At 51.7% G+C, this 18,143-nt stretch carries 15 protein-coding genes and 2 tRNA genes; 14 read left to right on the top strand and 3 right to left on the bottom strand.

Going from position 1 to position 18,143, the window contains the following annotated elements; translation table 11 throughout:
• The first annotated feature begins 2 nt into the window (after window positions 1-2).
• The 13 genes from B9Z32_RS09630 (at window position 3) to B9Z32_RS09570 (ending at window position 11,498) form a co-directional block, all read left to right on the top strand.
• A complete protein-coding gene (locus tag B9Z32_RS09630) occupies window positions 3-1,523 on the top strand; it encodes a 3-hydroxyacyl-CoA dehydrogenase (RefSeq protein WP_108421213.1) in 1,521 nt (506 codons plus the stop codon).
• Between the two features lie 3 nt (window positions 1,524-1,526).
• Window positions 1,527-2,306, top strand: a complete 780-nt coding sequence (locus tag B9Z32_RS09625; RefSeq protein WP_108421212.1) for an oxepin-CoA hydrolase, alternative type — start codon at window positions 1,527-1,529, stop codon at window positions 2,304-2,306.
• A 54-nt stretch (window positions 2,307-2,360) separates the two neighbouring features.
• A complete protein-coding gene (locus B9Z32_RS09620; protein WP_108421211.1) occupies window positions 2,361-3,080 on the top strand; it encodes a Crp/Fnr family transcriptional regulator in 720 nt (239 codons plus the stop codon).
• A 49-nt stretch (window positions 3,081-3,129) separates the two neighbouring features.
• Window positions 3,130-4,218, top strand: coding sequence for a phosphotransferase (locus B9Z32_RS09615; RefSeq protein WP_108421210.1), 1,089 nt, complete (start codon window positions 3,130-3,132; stop codon window positions 4,216-4,218).
• Window positions 4,219-4,287: 69 nt separating this feature from the next.
• Window positions 4,288-5,547 (top strand): acyl-CoA dehydrogenase family protein, encoded by a 1,260-nt coding sequence (locus tag B9Z32_RS09610; RefSeq protein WP_108421209.1) that lies wholly within the window; start codon window positions 4,288-4,290, stop codon window positions 5,545-5,547.
• Between the two features lie 85 nt (window positions 5,548-5,632).
• Window positions 5,633-5,709: transfer RNA gene (locus B9Z32_RS09605), tRNA-Pro, on the top strand.
• Between the two features lie 45 nt (window positions 5,710-5,754).
• Window positions 5,755-5,831: transfer RNA gene (locus tag B9Z32_RS09600), tRNA-Arg, on the top strand.
• A 113-nt stretch (window positions 5,832-5,944) separates the two neighbouring features.
• Window positions 5,945-7,141, top strand: coding sequence for an ABC transporter substrate-binding protein (locus B9Z32_RS09595; RefSeq protein ID WP_108421208.1), 1,197 nt, complete (start codon window positions 5,945-5,947; stop codon window positions 7,139-7,141).
• Between the two features lie 97 nt (window positions 7,142-7,238).
• Complete coding sequence (locus B9Z32_RS09590; RefSeq protein WP_108421207.1) at window positions 7,239-8,102, top strand: branched-chain amino acid ABC transporter permease; 864 nt, start codon at window positions 7,239-7,241, stop codon at window positions 8,100-8,102.
• Window positions 8,103-8,112: 10 nt separating this feature from the next.
• Window positions 8,113-9,111, top strand: coding sequence for a branched-chain amino acid ABC transporter permease (locus B9Z32_RS09585; protein ID WP_108421206.1), 999 nt, complete (start codon window positions 8,113-8,115; stop codon window positions 9,109-9,111).
• Window positions 9,104-9,883: an ABC transporter ATP-binding protein gene (locus B9Z32_RS09580; protein WP_108421205.1), complete on the top strand. Its 780-nt coding sequence runs from the start codon at window positions 9,104-9,106 to the stop codon at window positions 9,881-9,883. Before B9Z32_RS09585 ends, B9Z32_RS09580 begins: the two co-directional genes overlap by 8 nt.
• Before the next feature lies 1 nt (window position 9,884).
• On the top strand, window positions 9,885-10,598 hold the full coding sequence (locus B9Z32_RS09575) for an ABC transporter ATP-binding protein (protein WP_108421204.1): 714 nt from the start codon (window positions 9,885-9,887) through the stop codon (window positions 10,596-10,598).
• 27 nt (window positions 10,599-10,625) lie between these two features.
• A complete protein-coding gene (locus B9Z32_RS09570) occupies window positions 10,626-11,498 on the top strand; it encodes a CoA transferase (RefSeq protein WP_108421203.1) in 873 nt (290 codons plus the stop codon).
• A gap of 13 nt (window positions 11,499-11,511) precedes the next feature.
• Here B9Z32_RS09570 and hrpA read toward each other — a convergent pair whose 3' ends face one another.
• Window positions 11,512-15,318 carry an ATP-dependent RNA helicase HrpA gene (gene hrpA, locus B9Z32_RS09565; RefSeq protein WP_233248277.1) on the bottom strand — a complete coding sequence of 1,269 codons (3,807 nt, stop codon included), beginning with the start codon at window positions 15,316-15,318 and terminating at the stop codon, window positions 11,512-11,514.
• Window positions 15,319-15,480: 162 nt separating this feature from the next.
• Between hrpA and argA the strand changes: the two genes are divergently transcribed.
• Complete coding sequence (gene argA, locus B9Z32_RS09560) at window positions 15,481-16,830, top strand: amino-acid N-acetyltransferase (protein WP_108421202.1); 1,350 nt, start codon at window positions 15,481-15,483, stop codon at window positions 16,828-16,830.
• On the opposite strand, the gene B9Z32_RS09555 is transcribed toward argA, so the two are convergent.
• Both B9Z32_RS09555 and B9Z32_RS09550 read right to left on the bottom strand, forming a co-directional pair.
• Window positions 16,823-17,347, bottom strand: a complete 525-nt coding sequence (locus tag B9Z32_RS09555) for a disulfide bond formation protein B (RefSeq protein WP_233248225.1) — start codon at window positions 17,345-17,347, stop codon at window positions 16,823-16,825. The two genes, argA and B9Z32_RS09555, sit on opposite strands and share 8 nt — an antisense overlap.
• Before the next feature lie 3 nt (window positions 17,348-17,350).
• Entirely contained in the window at window positions 17,351-18,127 is a 777-nt protein-coding gene (locus tag B9Z32_RS09550; protein WP_108421200.1) for a ferredoxin--NADP reductase, read from the bottom strand.
• Between the last annotated feature and the right edge of the window lie 16 nt (window positions 18,128-18,143).

Raw genomic sequence — 18,143 nt, 5'->3', positions numbered from 1 at the left:
AAATGAACATTGCATTTCAAAAAGTTGCTGTCATTGGTGCAGGGGCCATGGGCCGAGGCATCGCTCAAATTGCAGCTCAAGCAGGTAGCCAAGTATTTCTTTACGACACCCAAGCAGAAGCTAGCCAAAAAGCTTTGGCTGCAGTCCACCAAGTTTGGGATTCATTGCTCGCCAAAGGCCGCTTGGATACTGAAACAGTTGGTAAATACAAAGCCCAACTGCATACCGCCAATCAATTGCAAGATCTCCAAAAATGCAATTTGATTGTGGAAGCCATTGTCGAGCGACTCGATATCAAGAAAAGTTTGTTCATTGAGCTAGAAAACTTGGTTGAAGAAACCACTGTGCTGGTGACCAACACATCTTCACTCTCCGTCACAGCCATCGCTGCAGCTTTAAAGCGCCCTTCACAATTTGCGGGCTACCACTTCTTCAACCCCGTGCCACTCATGAAGGTGGTTGAAGTCATTGCTGGTCTTAAAACCAGCCCCGATGTTTGTGTGCGGCTTACCGAATTTGCCAAGCAAATGGGCCATACGCCTGTGCAAGCCAACGATACACCAGGCTTTATCGTCAACCATGCAGGCCGTGGCTATGGCACAGAAGCCTTGCGCATCGTCTCTGAAGGTGTTGCCGACTTCGCCACCATCGACCGAATATTGAAAGACCAGGTTGGTTTCAAACTCGGCCCTTTCGAGTTGTTCGACCTCACTGCCTTAGATGTGTCGCACCCTGTCATGGAGTCCATCTACAACCAGTACTACCAAGAACCCCGATATCGTCCCAGCGTCATTACGGCTCAACGCTTGGCAGGCGGTGTGGTGGGTAAAAAAGTAGGAGAAGGCTTCTACCAATATCTGGATGGCAAAGCCATTGTGGCGCCAGACCAAGCTGTGCCCGATGTCAAAGAGTTTCCGCCGGTTTGGGTATCGCCGCGGGCATCAAGACGTTTGGAGCTTTTACAACTGCTCAAGGATTTGGGTGCCACCATCGAAACTGGTGCTTCACCCTCACCCCATGCACTCACGCTGGTAGCGCCCTTGGGCTTTGATGTCACAACAGTTGCTGTTGTAGAGCGTCTTGATCCTGCTCGCACCATTGGAATCGATATGTTGTTTGACGATGCAGCAACCAAACGACGAGTCTTGGCCACCAACCCTGCTACACGCTCCGACATGCGAGATGCGGCACACGCCCTCTTTGCCAAGGATGGCAAAGCTGTGAGCGTGGTACGTGACAGTGGTGGCTTCATTACCCAACGCGTGGTGGCCAACATCGTGAACATTGCATCAGACATGTGCCAACAAGGCGTTTGTTCACCCAAAGATCTCGACGTGGCTGTCACTTTGGGCCTAGGTTACCCGGTGGGCCCTCTCGCCCTGGGCGACAAATTGGGCCCGACCAACGTGCTTGAAGTGCTGTTCAATTTGCAAACCGTTTACGGCGATCCACGCTATCGCCCTAGCCCGTGGCTGCGTCGACGTGGCGCCATCGGTTTGTCCCTATTGCACACTGAGGACTAAAGCATGTCAGCCCAACTGCTCAGTACCAGCGAAGGCGCCACGCTCATTCTCACTTTGAGCAACCCTGAACACAGAAACGCACTTGGCCCCGAAATGTATGCTGCAGGTGTAGAAGCACTGAGCGTGGCCGAGAGCAGCACCGACATCAAAAGCGTGGTCATCACAGGGCAAGGTGGCATCTTCAGTGCCGGCGGCAATTTGCAACGTTTGAACCAAAACCGTCAATTGCCCCCCGAGCACCAAGCCCAAAGCATCGAAGGCCTGCACAATTTGATCGAAGCCATTCGCACCTTTCCAAAGCCAGTGATTGCAGCCGTCGAGGGCCCAGCAGCAGGCGCAGGTTTTTCCTTGGCCTTGGCTTGCGATTTGATTGTGGCTGCGCGCAACAGCATTTTTGTCATGGCCTACAGCAACATTGCCTTGTCACCTGATGGCGGTGGAACATGGAGTTTGTCACGCTGTGTTCCTCGCCAGTTGGCCACAGAGTTGTTGATGTTTGGAGAGCGCATTGGCGCCGAACGACTCCACCAATTGGGCGTTGTCAACCTACTGTGTGAGCCTGGTCAAGCCTTGGGTACCGCTTTAAGCAGAGCCAGTTTGTTGAACAACAAAGCGCCCAATGCCCTTGCCAGCATCAAAGAACTTCTCAATGACGCAGACGCAAGCAGTTTGAACCACCAACTGGCGCAGGAGCGAGATCATTTTGTGAAGAACTTGCACCATGTCAATGCTGGCATCGGAATTTCGGCCTTTTTGAACAAAGAAACACCGCGCTACGAATAAGACCGGGTCACTCAAGCGACTTTTTTTACAACCCAGTCACTCAAAAGACAGACTATGGACGAACCCATTCTTACGATGGAGGAAAGAGAGTCCATCAACGCAGGTCGTTGGTTCTCTACCCTCTCCCCATCCCTTCGACACGACATTCTGAGATGCGCATACGTCAAACGACACAAAGACGGCGAACTGATTGCAGCCCGCGGCGAGCCGCCGGAGCAGTGGATTGCGTGCGCCAAAGGGGCTGTGCGCGTCAGTTCCACCTCGGTCTCGGGCAAATTGATCACCCTCACCTACGTCGAGCCTGGCATCTGGTTTGGCGACGTATCGATATTCGACGGCGACAGGCGCACGCACGATGCGTATGCGCACGGCGAGACCACCACGCTCAACGTGGCCAAAGCCGATTTCAAGAAAATTTTGGCGTCCCATGTCGAGTTGTACGACGCCATGTTGCGCTTGCACGCAAGACGTATTCGCCAGCTTTTTGGCTTGGTGGAAGACTTGAACACTTTGCCCCTCAGGGCACGATTGGCCAAACAGCTCAATCACTTGCTGCGCAGCTATGGCGTTCCAAGCCTGTCAGATGCCAGAGCCATTCGCATCAGCCTGCAACTGGCGCAAGAGGAATTGGCGCAGTTGTTGGGCGCATCCAGACAACGCGTCAACCAAGAGCTCAAGCAAATGGAACGCGAGCAAGTTATCAAAATCGAGCCTGGTGGCCTTACCGTTCTCGACAGAGAAGCGCTTCTGAAAATTGTCAATTCAGACAACTGAGCCACTCAGCGCACAATCTCATTACTTTCTTAGATGGCGGTATATCCACATGAGCCAGTTTGATCATTTCGTGGGCACCCGCCCAGTTACAGGTACACACACCTTTGATGTTTCTGCGCTAGAGAGTTGGCTGCTTGCCAACATGACAGGCTTTGAAGGCCCGCTCAGCGTTGAGATGTTCAAAGGAGGCCAATCCAACCCCACCTACAAACTCATCACACCCAAGTGCGCCTATGTCATGCGGGCCAAGCCTGGCCCTGTGGCCAAATTGTTGCCTTCCGCACATGCCATTGAACGTGAATTTACTGTCATGAAAGGCTTGTCCGGTACGGCTGTGCCCGTGGCCCAGATGCATGTTCTGTGCGAAGACGAAGCCATCATCGGTCGTGCTTTTTATGTCATGGAGTTTGTGGCAGGACGTGTCTTGTGGGATCAGTCCTTGCCTGGCATGACCAACACACAACGCGGCGAAATTTACGATGAAATGAATCGCGTCATTGCTGCACTTCACAGCGTGAAGTTTGCCGAGCAAGGTCTGGCCAACTACGGCAAACCAGGAAGCTACATCGAGCGGCAAATTGGCCGTTGGAGCAAACAATATGCTGCCTCACAAACGCAAGTCATCCCAGAGATGGACAGCTTGATCGCTTGGCTGCCAGCCAATATTCCCAGCAGTGCCAAAGATGAAAGCTTGGTCAGCATCGTTCATGGCGATTACCGCTTAGACAACCTCATGTTTCACCCTACCGAGCCCAAAATATTGGCCGTGCTCGACTGGGAACTTTCCACCTTGGGTCATCCGCTGGCTGACTTTAGTTACCACTGCATGGCTTGGCATATCAAGCCTGGCTCGTTTCGGGGCATTGGTGGTTTGGATCACCATGCGCTGGGCATACCCGATGAAGCTGAATACATCAAGCGCTACTGTGAGAGAACAGGCTTTACTACCCCAGAAAAGTTGGCGCTTGATTGGAATTTCTATATGGCCTACAACTTGTTTCGCATTGCCGCCATTTTGCAAGGCATCGCCAAGCGCGTCGTAGACGGAACCGCTTCTAGCGAGCAAGCCAAATCATCAGGCGCTGGCGCCAAACCCATGGCTGAATTGGCGTGGCACTTTGCCAGTCAAGTTCGCTGACCGCCAACACTTCACTGCCCTGCCCTTCACTGCCCTTCAGAATTTTCAAGATCCAACGGGAGAACCTCAATGCAATTCGAATACTCAGACAAAGTCAAAGCAATGCAAGCACGCTTGCTGGACTTCATGGACGAACACATTTACCCCAACGAGGCTCGCTTCTTTCAAGAAATTGCAGACAACCGCGCCAAAGGCAACGCTTGGATTCCTACCAAAATTGTGGAAGAACTCAAGCCAAAAGCAAGGGCTGCAGGCCTTTGGAATTTATTTCTGCCTAAGTCGCCCCGTGCACCCCAAGGCTTGTCCAATTTGGAATATGCACCCTTGTGCGAAATCATGGGGCGCGTTCCTTTTGCGGCTGAAATTTTCAATTGCTCAGCGCCCGACACAGGCAACATGGAAACCTTTGAGCGGTATGCCAGTGAAGAACTCAAAGACCAATGGCTTGAGCCTTTGCTCAGAGGCGAAATTCGTTCCGCATTTTTAATGACTGAGCCCGACGTAGCCTCCTCCGATGCCACCAACATCCAATGCCAAATTGAACGCGATGGCAACGACTACGTCATCAACGGCCGCAAGTGGTGGTCTTCTGGTGCCGGCGATCCACGCTGCGCGGTTTACATCGTGATGGGAAAGACCAATCCAGATGCTGGTCGCCATGAGCAACAGTCCATGATCATTGTGCCGTCCAATACACCTGGCATCAAAGTGGTTCGGGCTTTGTCTGTATTTGGTTATGACGATGCACCACACGGGCACATGGAAGTGGTGTTGAAGAATGTGCGCGTGCCTGCAAGCAATATGCTTTTGGGAGAAGGTCGTGGTTTTGAAATTGCACAAGGCCGCTTAGGCCCAGGACGCATTCACCATTGCATGCGCACCATTGGGGTGGCAGAGCGCGCTCTCGAACTCATGTGCAAACGCCTCAATACACGTGTGGCCTTTGGCCGCGAAGTGGCGCGTCAAACCGTGTGGCAAGAACGCATTGCAGAATCACGCTGCATGATTGAACAAGCCCGCTTGCTCACGCTCAAAGCCGCATACATGATGGACACCGTGGGCAACAAAGTGGCCAAAGCAGAAATTGCAATGATCAAAATTGTGGCGCCTCAAATGGCTTGCCAAATCATTGACTGGGCCATTCAAGCCCATGGCGGCGGCGGTGTATCGCAAGACTTCCCATTGGCCTTCGCCTACGCACACCAGCGCACTTTGCGATTGGCCGACGGGCCCGATGAAGTTCACCGCAATTCCTTGGCAAAACTCGAATTGGCAAAGCATCTGCTCATGCCTGGCGAAGTTGAAATGCCCATCACACGAGGTAGCTGAGTCTGAACTTTTGCTGAACTTTTGCAGAACTTTTTAAGCAATTTTCAAGAATTAGCCCTATCCCGCATTAGAATATGAGGCTTGTCGGAGCGTAGCGCAGTCTGGTAGCGCATCTGGTTTGGGACCAGAGGGTCGAAGGTTCGAATCCTTTCGCTCCGACCATTTTTCTCGAAGGCCCTGCCGTTTTGGTTCTAGGGCCTTTTTTATCTGCCCGTAGCTCAACTGGATAGAGCAACGGCCTTCTAAGCCGTAGGTCGGGGGTTCGAGTCCCTCCGGGCAGGCCACTTAAAAAGTGGACTTTTCTGCAACATTTCACTTAAATTTGCAAAATAAGGGTTTTGCCTAGCTTTTTCGCCTATTGATATGCAACATAATGCATCTCACAAGGAGATTACTCATGACCACTTCAACTTCACGGCGCAAGGTTTTAACAAGCAGTGCTGCACTGGTAGGTGCTGCCAGTTCCACTCTGTTGATACCCGCACAGTCACAAGCACAAACGGGCAAAATTCGCGTTGGCCTCATGTTGCCCTACTCAGGTGCTTTTGCGCCCTTGGGTGTCGCCATTGAAAATGGTGTGCGCATGGCCATCAACGAACAAGGCGGCAAGCTGGGCGGCCGCGAAATTGAATGGTTCAAAGTTGACGATGAATCAGATCCATCTAAAGGCATTGAAAATGCCAACAAACTGGTTCAACGTGACAAAGTAGATGTCCTCATTGGGACCGTACACTCAGGTGTTCAAATGGGCATTCAAAGAGTGGCCCGCGACTCAGGCGTGTTGTCTCTCATTCCCAATGCAGGCGTACATGCAGCCACACGCTCCCTCTGCGCACCCAATGTTTTCCGCACCAGCTTCTCCAATAGCCAACCTACATTGGCCTTGGGTCAAACCATGGTCAATAAAGGCCACAAAAAAGCGGTTTGGATTACTTGGAAATATGCAGCTGGCGACGAAGCCTTTGAGGGTTTCAAAGAAAGCTACACCAAGGCTGGCGGCACCATCATCAAAGAACTGGGCCTGCCCTTCCCTAACGTTGAATTCCAAGCACTGCTTACCGAAATTGCAGCGCTCAAGCCCGATGCAGTAGCCTGCTTCTTTGCGGGTCCTTCAGGTGCCAAGTTCATGAAAGACTTTGCTGCAGCCGGCCTCAAAGGCAAAATTGCTCTCTACGGTTCTGGCTTCCTCACTGAAGGTGTTTTGCAAGCTGCCGGCCCAGCCGCTGATGGCGTCATGACCACACTGCATTACAGCGATTCACTTGACACACCGCGCAACAAAAAATTCCGTTTGGAATACGCCAAGACATTCAAAATGCAACCCGATGTTTATGCTGTTCAAGGGTACGACACTGGCTTGCTGTTAATTCAAGGCGCCAATGCCGTCAAGGGTGATTTGTCCAAGAAACCCGATTTGTACAAAGCCATGCAAGGTGCTGTGATTGACAGCCCACGTGGCAAGTGGACCATGAGCAAAACCCACAACCCTATCCAAGACATGTACTTGCGCGTAGTAGAAAACGGTGAAAACAAAGTCATTGGTGTGGCTGCCAAAGCCTTGGCCGACCCAGGCACTGGCTGCAAAATGGGCTAAGCACCCACCTCCTGCCAAAGCGGCGGATTTTTCCGCCGCTTTTTTTCTGCCTACAAGTTTGCAACAGGCGAGCGAATTGGTTTTTATTCTTTAATCTATGGATTTCGTCAACTTCCTAATCCAGCTTCTGAACAGTGTTCAGTATGGCTTGTTGCTTTTCATGTTGGCTGCTGGCCTCACCTTGATTTTTGGCATCATGGGCGTGGTCAATTTGGCGCACGGTAGTTTTTACATGCTGGGGGCCTACTTGGCTTGGTCTTTGGCTGCACTCACAAACAGCTTCACACTCGCCATCATTTTGGGCACGGTGCTCTCAGTCTTGTTTGGCTTGCTGCTCGAATGGTTGTTGTTCAGGCATTTTTACAAACGCGATCACCTCGATCAAGTGCTACTCACGTTTGGTCTGATCTATATCTTTGAAGAAACACGCTCCATTTTGTGGGGTGACGATGTGCAGGGCGTTACCATTCCAGCGGCATTGAGTGCCTCTATTCCCCTCACAGAAACTCTCTCTTACCCCGTTTATCGCTTGTTCATGTCGGGGGTGTGCTTGCTCTTGGCTTTGGGTCTTTATTTGCTCATCTCCAAAACCCGCTTGGGCATGAAAATTCGCGCAGGCGCTTTCAATCATGAAATGACTGAGGCCTTGGGTGTCAACATCAAACTCATTCACGCATTGGTATTTGCCATGGGCGTAGGCTTGGCCACCATTGCAGGCATGGTGGCGGCACCCGTCTCCAGTGTCTATCCCAACATGGGCTCACAGGTGCTCATCATGTGTTTTGTGGTGGTGGTCATTGGCGGCATTGGCTCGGTCAAAGGCGCGCTCATTGCAGCCATCCTGGTGGGCTTGGTCGACACCTTTGGCAAAGTGTTGTTGCCCCAATTGGCAGGCATGCTGGTTTATGTGTTGATGGCCATTGTTTTACTTTACAAGCCTGAAGGCTTGTTCAAGAACTGAGGGGCAATAAATGAGCGACGCACATGCCCCACTTGAAACGCTGCCGCGCAGTTTGAAAATTTTGCTAGGAACGGCACTCCTTGCATTGGCTGCATTTCCTTTTGTAGGTACCGACTACTACTTGCAAATGGTCACGCGCATGATGATCTTGGCCATCTTTGCCATGAGTCTTGATTTGCTGCAAGGTGTGACGGGCTTGGTCTCTTTGGGTCATGCCGCTTACTTTGGTGTGGCGGGTTATGCATTGGCATTTTTAACACCGCCAGGCGAACCGGTTTCTTTGTGGTGGACATTGCCAGCGGCTGTAGGCATGTCTGCTTTTTTGGCCCTCATCATTGGTTTCTTGGTAGTTCGAACCCATGGCATTTATTTCATCATGGTAACCATGGCATTTGCCCAAATGGTGTTCTATGTTTTCTTTGACAACAAGGCATTGGGCGGTTCAGACGGCATCTACATCAACTTCAAACCCGAAGCAGTATTGTTTGATTTAGAAAACAAAAAAGTTTTTTACTTCTTCACCTTGGCCCTCATGGTGTTGGTTTACGTATTTTTAAGACGTTTGCTATGGAGCCCATTTGGAAGGGCTTTAGCTGGCATCAGAGTGAACGAGCATCGGATGCGTGCTTTGGGATATAGCACCTTCAGCCACAAACTCGCGGCCTTCACCTTGGCAGGCGCGCTAGCGGGTTTGGCTGGCTTTTTGTGGGGTGCGCAATCGGGCTATGTAAACCCAGAACTCATGGGTTTCCACATGAGTGCTCACGTCATCATGATGGTAATTTTGGGCGGCATGGGCAACTTTGCTGGCGCCATCATCGGGGCTTTCTCGTTCGAATATTTACTGCACGTATTCAAAGACTTGCCTTCGATCGGCGCCTTCAATTTGGGCAAACATTGGCAACTTTGGATGGGTCTTTTCATCGTGGCACTCGTGATACTGGCGCCTCGCGGTATTTTGGGCTTATTGGCCAAGTTGCTTACAGGCAAGGAGAAGGGCCATGACTAAAGCCGCATCTTCATCACAAGTACTGTTGCGTGCCAACAAAATCACTAAAAACTTTGGTGGGCTCACGGCTGTCAGTGAAGTTTCTGTCGATTTGTGCAAAGGCCAAATTCATGCGGTCATTGGCCCCAATGGCGCAGGCAAATCAACACTGGCCAATTTGCTCTCCGGAGATTTGCCGCCCACCTCGGGTCATGTCTCTTTGAATGGCCAAGACATTACCGGCTGGACACCCGAAAAAATTTCTCGAAACGGACTGGGTAGAAGTTATCAAAAGACCAACATCTTTAGAAGCTTCAGCGTGTGGGACAACGTCCGCTTGTCTGCCCAATCGCGCAGCCAACCAGGCCCCTTCAACCCAATGGCTTGGCTCACGCAAGCAGGTCTCATGAACGATGTGAATGCTCGTGCAGAGCGCGCCATTGAATTGGCCGGTTTGGAAAATCGACGTCATGCCATGGCAGGTGCTGCCAGCCATGGCGAGCAACGCCAGCTTGAAATAGCCATGACCTTGGCCACCGAGCCACAGGTGCTGCTGCTAGACGAACCCTTGGCGGGCATGGGCCAGGCAGAGGCCGAAAGCATGGTGCAGTTGCTGCTGCGCTTAAAAGTTTCACACGCCATGATGCTGGTCGAGCATGACATGGATGCGGTGTTTGCTTTGGCCGATCAGCTTACCGTGATGTTCAACGGTCAAGTGATTGCAAGCGGTCTGCCTGCAGCAGTGAGAGCCGACGCAAGCGTTCAAGCAGCCTACTTGGGTGAGGATCATTGAGATGAGTGACACATTGATTCAAGTGAAGGACCTCAACAGCTTTTACGGGGCCAGTCACATTCTTCGCAATGTCAATTTTGATGTGAAGCGTGGTGAAACCATCGGCCTCATGGGTCGCAATGGTATGGGCAAAAGTACATTGCTTAAATCCATCATGGGCATCGTGACACCCAGATCTGGCGAAGTGCACATCAAAGGTCAGCGCATGAACAATCGTGCCATCTTTGAAGTAGCACAACAAGGCATCGCCTATGTGCCAGAAGGCCGCGGTATTTTTGCCAATTTGAGTGTGGTTGAAAACCTCAAGATGGCTGCACGCCCAGGCACCCAGGGCCAAAACGATTGGACCTACGACAGAGTGCTCGATACTTTTCCGCGCTTGAAAGAGCGCTTGGGTCATGGCGGCCAACAACTGTCGGGGGGTGAGCAACAAATGCTAACCATTGGCCGCGCCCTGATGACCAACCCGGATGTGTTGATTTTGGATGAAGCCACCGAAGGTTTGGCGCCACTCATTGCCCGAGAAATTTGGCGGATCTGCAGCGTCATCAAAGAAAGCGGCATCAGCAGCGTCATTGTCGACAAGAACTGGAAGCATGTGACAAAAATTACCGATCGCAATGTGATTTTGGTCAAAGGTGAAGTGGTCTTTGAAGGCTCTTCCGACTTGCTTCAATCTCAGCCAGAAATCATGGCCCAGCATCTGGGTGTTTAAACCATCGCTTTGACATTCAACGCCCTTATGTCCAATGACTCCACTTTGCGCGGCGTGCGCGTTGTCAGCTTGGCACTGAATTTACCCGGCCCTGCTGCAATCATGCGTTTGGCACAAATGGGCGCCACCTGCACCAAGGTCAATCCGCCACAAGGCGATCCCATGGCTCACTACACGCCCGAGGGTTACGAAACCCTCCACAAGGGCGTGAAACAAATTTCATGTGATTTGAAAGATCTGAAAGGCCAAAAGGCCCTTCATCGGCTACTCGAAAAAACGGATGTTTTACTCACATCGTTCAGACCCTCTGCCTTGAACAAATTGGGCTTGAGCTGGAAGACCCTGCACCTTCAGTTCCCACAACTCAGCTGCGTGAGCGTAGTGGGCGCGCCAGGGTCACTGGCAGAAATTCCAGGTCACGACTTAACGTATCAAGCAGAAGTTGATTTGGTACCTGGCATGAATTTACCTACCAGCCTGTTTGCAGATATGGGCGGTGCCATGATGGCCAGTGAAGCTGTTTTAAAGGCCACTCTAATTCAACGCAGCTCTGGCAAGGGCAGCTTTCATGAAGTGGCCCTCAGTGATGCTGCTGCGTGGCTGGCCTTACCAAGACAATGGGGCATGACTTTGCCCAAGGGCGCTGTGGGTGGTGCACACGCAGGCTACCAAATTTATGCTTGCAAAAACGGCCGCGTGGCTGTGGCGGCCCTTGAGCCGCACTTTGCCAAGTCATTGTGTGATGCCGCAGGCATTAAGGTGTCAGACCCCAAGTCTTTGTTTGCCAAATCAACTCACGTGGCCATTGCCAGCTTTTTAGCCAGCAAGACACGGCAACAGTTAGACAAGTTGGCGGCAGAGAAAGACATCCCCTTGATGACCTTGCCCAAAGCCAGCTAAATTCACTGAACGATCAGTGGTTGAGCTGCGCCCATGCTTTGTCAAGACGCTTCACACTGACGGGTTGTGGCGTTCGCAGTTCTTGCGCAAAGAAACTCACACGCAGCTCTTCCAATAACCACCGAAACTCCAACATCCTTTCGTCCACGGCACCTTTGCGTTCAGCTACAAGGCGCCAATAGCGTTGATCTTGAGGTTTTAGCTCCAACAACTTAGCTGCATCTCTTGCAGGATCGGCACGCCACTTGTCTAGGCGCAAGACAATGGCCTTCAAGTAGCGTGAGAAATGTTGCAATTGACCCCAAGGAGTGAGTGCCAAGAATCGTTTGGGAACTAGGCGCTGCAACTGCTGTGCACAATCTGCAACAGCTTCGGGCGCATTTTTGGTGTCCTTGATCTTGCGAATAGCCAATGCATACTCGATCAGAATGACGCCGGCCAAACGGGCTACTTCATTGGCAATGAGCGTCAGCCGCCCGCGTCCCTCGTCAATGCGTTTCTTAAAGCTCAATTCATCAGCAGGCAGCGGGTCCATCAAAAAGGCACGGTCTAGGGCCACTTCGATGATTTGCTGGCGCAACTCGTCGGCAGTTCCCAGGGGCATGTAGGCCACAGCCATCTTCTGCAAATCAGGAATGTTCTTTTCCAAATACTTCAAGGCGTCCTTGATCTGCAAAGCGAACAAACGACGCAAACCCTCACGATGCTTTTGCGCAGCCACTTCAGGTTCGTCAAACACTTCAATTTGGACTGCATCGACAAGGTCTACCAAGGCTGGAAAACCAATCAAACTTTGGCCACCCTTCTTGATCTCCATGAGTTCCGGTAAATCTCCAAAGCTCCAAGCTGTGTAACGTTGTTGAGCAACAGAGGAGACTTGGCTTGATTTGGAATTCGCTAAAGCCTGATCTGGCTTGGCATTGACATTAGCATTCACAACAATTGTCTTGGGAGCATCGTGATTAGCGCCGGTCGTCGCTTGAACCTTGAGTTGTGCCAAAGCTTGAAAAGCACCTCGCGCTTGCGAACCCCATTCGGCTTTCAGGGCGCCCAAATTGCGCCCCATCCCCAGTTGTCTGCCATGCTCATCGACCACTCGCAGGTTCATGAACAAGTGCGCGCTCAGCATGTCCAACTTGAAGTCGGCCCGTTTCACATCGAGGCTGGAGATGTCGCGCACTTTTTTCAAAAGCACATCGGTCAATGAACCAGACCCAAAAATTTCAGCTTGGCCCAAGGCCTCTGCCAACTTGCCCGCCGAATCAGGCAAGGGTACAAACCTTGAACGCGGCTTTTGCGGCAAGCTTTTTAGTAGCGCATGAATTTTGTCCTTGAGCAAGCCAGGCACCAGCCACTCACAACGCTCTTCATTCACCTGGTTCAACACAAACAAGGGAACAGTTACCGTCACACCGTCGCGAGCATCGCCTGGCTCATGCAAATATGTGGCTGTGCAATCGGTACCCCCCAAACGAATGGTTTTGGGAAATGCCTGCGTCGTAATGCCCGCCGCTTCGTGGCGCATCAGCTCTTCACGTGTTAGCAAAAGCAGTTGGGGCTGGCGCTGATACTCTTTGCGATACCAGGCTTCTAACAATCGACCAGAGCAGACATCAGCAGGAATTTGTTGATCGTAAAAAGCAAAAATAAGTTCATCGTCAACCAACACATCTTGCCTGCGCGACTTGTGTTCAAGCTCCTCCACTTTGGCAATCATCTTGTGATTGGCCGCCAAGAAGGGCAAATTGGTTTCCCATTGGCCATGAACCAAGGCTTCACGAATAAAAATTTCACGAGCAGATTGCGGGTCGACCTTGCCAAAAGGCACTCGCCTGCCACTGTAAATGACCAAGCCATAAAGTGTGGCTCGCTCAAGCGCAATGACTTCAGCCGATTTCTTTTCCCAATGCGGATCTAAAAGTTGCTTGCGAAGCAAATGGGCACCCACTTGCTCTAGCCAGGAAGCCTCAATATTGGCAATGCCACGGCCAAACAAACGCGTGGTTTCGACCAGCTCAGAGACCACCGTCCAGCGGCCAGGTTTTTTCGACAAATGGGCACCTGGATGGCGATAAAACTTAATGCCACGAGCACCTAAGTAAACCTCCTCATCATCTTGCTTGCAACCTACGTTGCCCAGCAAACCCGCCAACATCGACATGTGAATTTGCTCGTAGCTGGCTGGCTTGGTATTCAACTGCCAACGATGCTCTGCCACCGTGGTGTGAAGTTGAGTGTGGGTATCGCGCCACTCTCTCACACGACGAATGTTGACAAAGTTTTGCCGAAGCAATTGTTCATACTGCCGATTACTGAGCTTGTGCTCTGCCCCAGCAGGTGTTTTACCGCCGCGTGCTTCGCCCAACCACTGCCAGAGTTTCAAGTAGCCGGTGAACTCACTTTTCTCATCGTCAAATTTGACATGCGCCTGATCGGCTTGCGCCTGCGCCTCAAGTGGCCTGTCTCGAACGTCTTGCACTGACAAAGCGCTGGCAATCACCAACACTTCGTCTAAAGCCTGTCTGTCGCGAGCTTCCAAAATCATTCGGCCTACGCGGGGGTCCAAAGGCAACCTGGCCAACTCAACACCAATTCGAGTGAGGTCATTGGCATCGTCAACAGCACCCAACTCAGCCAACAACTGATACCCATCTGTGATGGCACGTTTAGAGGGCGCCTCAATGAATGGGAAATCGTCAACCACACCCAAATGCAAAGACTTCATGCGCAGAATCACACCAGCCAATGAAGAACGCAAGATTTCTGGATCGGTAAAACTTGGACGACCATTGAAATCTTTTTCTTCATACAAGCGGATGCAAATGCCGTTGGCGACGCGGCCGCATCGACCCGCACGCTGGTTGGCCGCAGCTTGGCTAATGGGCTCTACCATCAATTGCTCTACCTTGCTTCGCAAGCTATAACGCTTAACACGTGCAGTGCCCACATCGATCACATACCGAATGCCAGGCACCGTGAGTGACGTTTCAGCCACGTTGGTGGCCAGCACAATGCGTCGGCCTGAGTGTGAATCAAACACCCGCTCTTGGTCTGCCTGCGACAAGCGAGAGAACAGCGGCAGTACTTCAGCGCCTCTTGTGACGGCGCTGTGCGAAAGATGCTTGCGCAAATGGTCTGCTGCTTCTCGAATTTCACGCTCACCTGGCAAGAACACCAGAATATCGCCGGCCGCGTTACCAGACCACAGCTCGTCTACGGCCTCAGCAATGGCATCGTTCAAATCGTGGTCACGCGTTTCTTCAAAGGGACGCCAACGCATTTCAACGGGAAAAGTGCGGCCCGATACCATGATGACGGGAGCTGGCCCTTTGCTTGAAGCAAAGTGCTGAGCAAACCGATCGGCGTCAATGGTGGCAGAAGTGACCACCACTTTGAGGTCGGGTCGGCGGGGCAAAATTTGGCGCAAATAGCCCAGCAAGAAATCAATGTTCAAACTGCGCTCGTGCGCTTCGTCAATGATGAGGGTGTCGTAAGCTTCTAAAAGGGGGTCGTTTTGAGTTTCAGCCAGCAAGATACCGTCTGTCATGAGCTTGACCGATGCGTCTCTAGACAGCCGATCTTGAAATCGCACTTTGTAGCCCACCACGTCGCCCAGTGGCGTTTTGAGCTCTTCGGCAATTCTTTTGGCCACACTGCTGGCCGCAATACGCCTGGGTTGCGTATGACCAATCCACTTGCCTCTTTGGCCTGGCGGCGCATTCAGTCGACCGCGGCCCAAAGTCAGGGCAATTTTGGGCAGCTGTGTGGTTTTGCCCGATCCGGTCTCACCGCAGACAATGATGACCTGATGTTCCGCCATGGCTTTAGCGATTTCGTCGCGCTTTGCCGACACCGGCAAAGACTCTGGGAACTCGATTTTCAAAGGGGTGGCAGACAAAGGCAAAACTTCTGTAAAAATCAGGGATGGCGTAAGGCCTGAATTATCCGCTGTCTTGGCCCTTTTCTAGAGATTCACAAGTTCATGTCCACTGTCTTTAACTTCACCTTCGTACCTTGGTTTCGCTCGGTGGCGCCGTATATTCACATGCACCGCGGCAAAACCTTTGTGGTGGGCATTGCAGGTGAAGCCATTGCGGCGGGCAAACTTCAGCACTTGGCCCAAGATTTGGCCTTAATTCAGAGCATGGGCGTGAAAATTGTGCTGGTTCACGGCTTCAGGCCTCAAGTGAACGAGCAGCTGTTGGCCAAAGGGCATGTGCCCAAATACTCTCAAGGCATCAGAATTACAGACGAAGTGGCACTCGACTGCGCCCAAGAAGCAGCCGGTCAACTGCGCTATGAAATCGAAGCAGCATTCAGTCAAGGCTTGCCCAACACGCCCATGGCTGGCTCAACGGTGCGGGTCATCAGCGGCAACTTCCTCACAGCCAGGCCCGTTGGCATTGTCGATGGCGTCGATTTTCAGCACTCAGGCTTGGTTCGCAAAGTAGATGTGGCCGGCATCACCCAAACACTCAACATGGGTGCCATGGTGTTGCTGTCTCCTTTTGGTTTTTCGCCAACAGGGGAAGCCTTTAACTTGTCGATGGAAGAGGTGGCCACCAGCGTGGCCATTGAACTTCAAGCTGACAAACTGATTTTCTTAACCGAGATTCCTGGTTTGCGCATCAAGCCTGAAGAACCCGAGTCTGAAGACAATCCCATCGACACAGAACTGCCGTTGGCTGCAGCAGAAAGTTTATTGAAGAAACTGCCGCCAGCACTTTTGCCAACAGACATCGCTTTTTACTTGCAACATTGCGTGAAAGCTTGCAAAGAAGGTGTTGAGCGAAGCCATATTTTGCCGTTTGCAGTTGATGGTGCATTGCTTTTAGAGATCTACGTGCACGATGGCATTGGCACCATGGTGATCGATGAAAAACTCGAAGAGTTGCGCGAAGCAACGTCAGATGACGTGGGCGGCATTTTGCAGCTCATTGAGCCCTTTGAAAACGACGGTACTTTGGTCAAGCGCAATCGCACAGAAATTGAGCGTGATGTCGATCACTACACCATCATTGAACACGACGGCGTGATCTTTGCCTGTGCTGCCCTCTACCCCTACGCTGAAGCTCAAACTGCGGAAATGGCAGCGCTCACTGTGTTGCCTCAATCTCAAGGTCAAGGGGATGGTGAAAAAATATTGAAGCGCATCGAACAACGCGCGCGGGCCATGGGTTTGAAAAGTATTTTTGTACTCACCACCCGCACCATGCATTGGTTTATCAAGCGTGGCTTTGTACAAATGGACCCCGACTGGCTGCCAGATGGACGCAAACGCAAATACAACTGGGACAGGCGCAGCCAAGTGCTGGTTAAAAAGCTCAGCTAATTTGCTCAGATGGTGGCGTTGCTCTAAACAAGCCATCGCGCCAACGAAGCAGAAGGATCAGCACAAAGATGCCTGCGAAGGCAACAAAAGACCAGTTGGCAATGGAGCCTCCCAGAAAGCTCCAATCGATCTTGCTGCAATCGCCACTGCCCTTAAAAATCATAGGCACGGCGCGTTGCAGGGGAAAGTTTTCAATCATGCCGTAAAAATCACGACCACATGAAACCACCTCAGGGGGATACCACTGAAGCCATGTTTGTCGCGCAGCCACGAAAGCCCCAAAGCCCGCTGTGAGCAAGGCCATCCACGACATGATTAAAGTGCGCCTAGGCGAATTGGCACCGGCACCCAGCACACACCACACCAAGACGCCAATGAGTGCATAACGCTGAACAATGCACATGGGGCAAGGCTCTAGGCCCAAATGATTTTGCAAATACAAAATACCGAAAGCCAGCATACCTAGACAAGCAAGCGCAACCAAGGCGAGCCAACGGTGAGTGGGGAGGTAGATCAAGAATTAGCTTTCAACAAAAGCTCGTTCTATCACGAACTGACCAGGGATACTGGTATTGCCTTCGACAAAGCCAAGTTTTTCACACAACGCTTTGAGGTCGCGCAACATTTCGGGACTGCCGCAGATCATGACGCGATCTTCTGCAGGATTCAAAGTTGGTATTCCTAGGTCTGAACCGATGGTGCCGTTTTCTAACAACTCCGTCACTCGGCCTTGATGCTCAAACGCCTCCCGAGTGACTGTGGGATAGTACAAAAGTTGCTTGCTAACCATCTCCCCCAAAAACTCATTTTGCGGAAGCTCTTGGGTAATGTAGTCGTGGTAGGCCAGTTCTTTGACTTCGCGCACCCCATGCAACAACACCACTTGCTCAAACCGTTCATAGGTTTCAGGGTCGCGGATGATGCTCATGAAAGGGGCCAGACCGGTGCCCGTGCCAATGAGGTAGAGACGCTTGGCGGGTGTGAGGTAATCAATGAGAAGTGTGCCCGTGGGTTTGCGACCCACCACAATGGTGTCGCCCACTTGGATGTGTTGCAGTTTCGATGTGAGCGGGCCATCTGGCACTTTGATGCTCAAAAACTCGAGGTGTTCTTCATAATTGGCACTGGCAATGCTATAGGCTCTAAGCAAGGGTTTGCCGTTGTCACCTCGAAGGCCAATCATGGTGAAATGACCATTAGAAAAACGCAAAGCCTGATCGCGTGTGGTGGTGAAGCTAAACAAACGGTCCGTCCAGTGATGAACACTGAGAACTTTTTCTTCTAAAAATGCACTCATAAAGCCTAGGGGATTT

Source organism: Limnohabitans sp. MMS-10A-178, assembly GCF_003063375.1.
In the GTDB taxonomy this organism is placed as follows: domain Bacteria; phylum Pseudomonadota; class Gammaproteobacteria; order Burkholderiales; family Burkholderiaceae_C; genus Limnohabitans_A.
The sequence above is the reverse complement of the archived record's forward strand: the minus strand, read 5'-3'. Positions and strand labels throughout refer to the sequence as shown.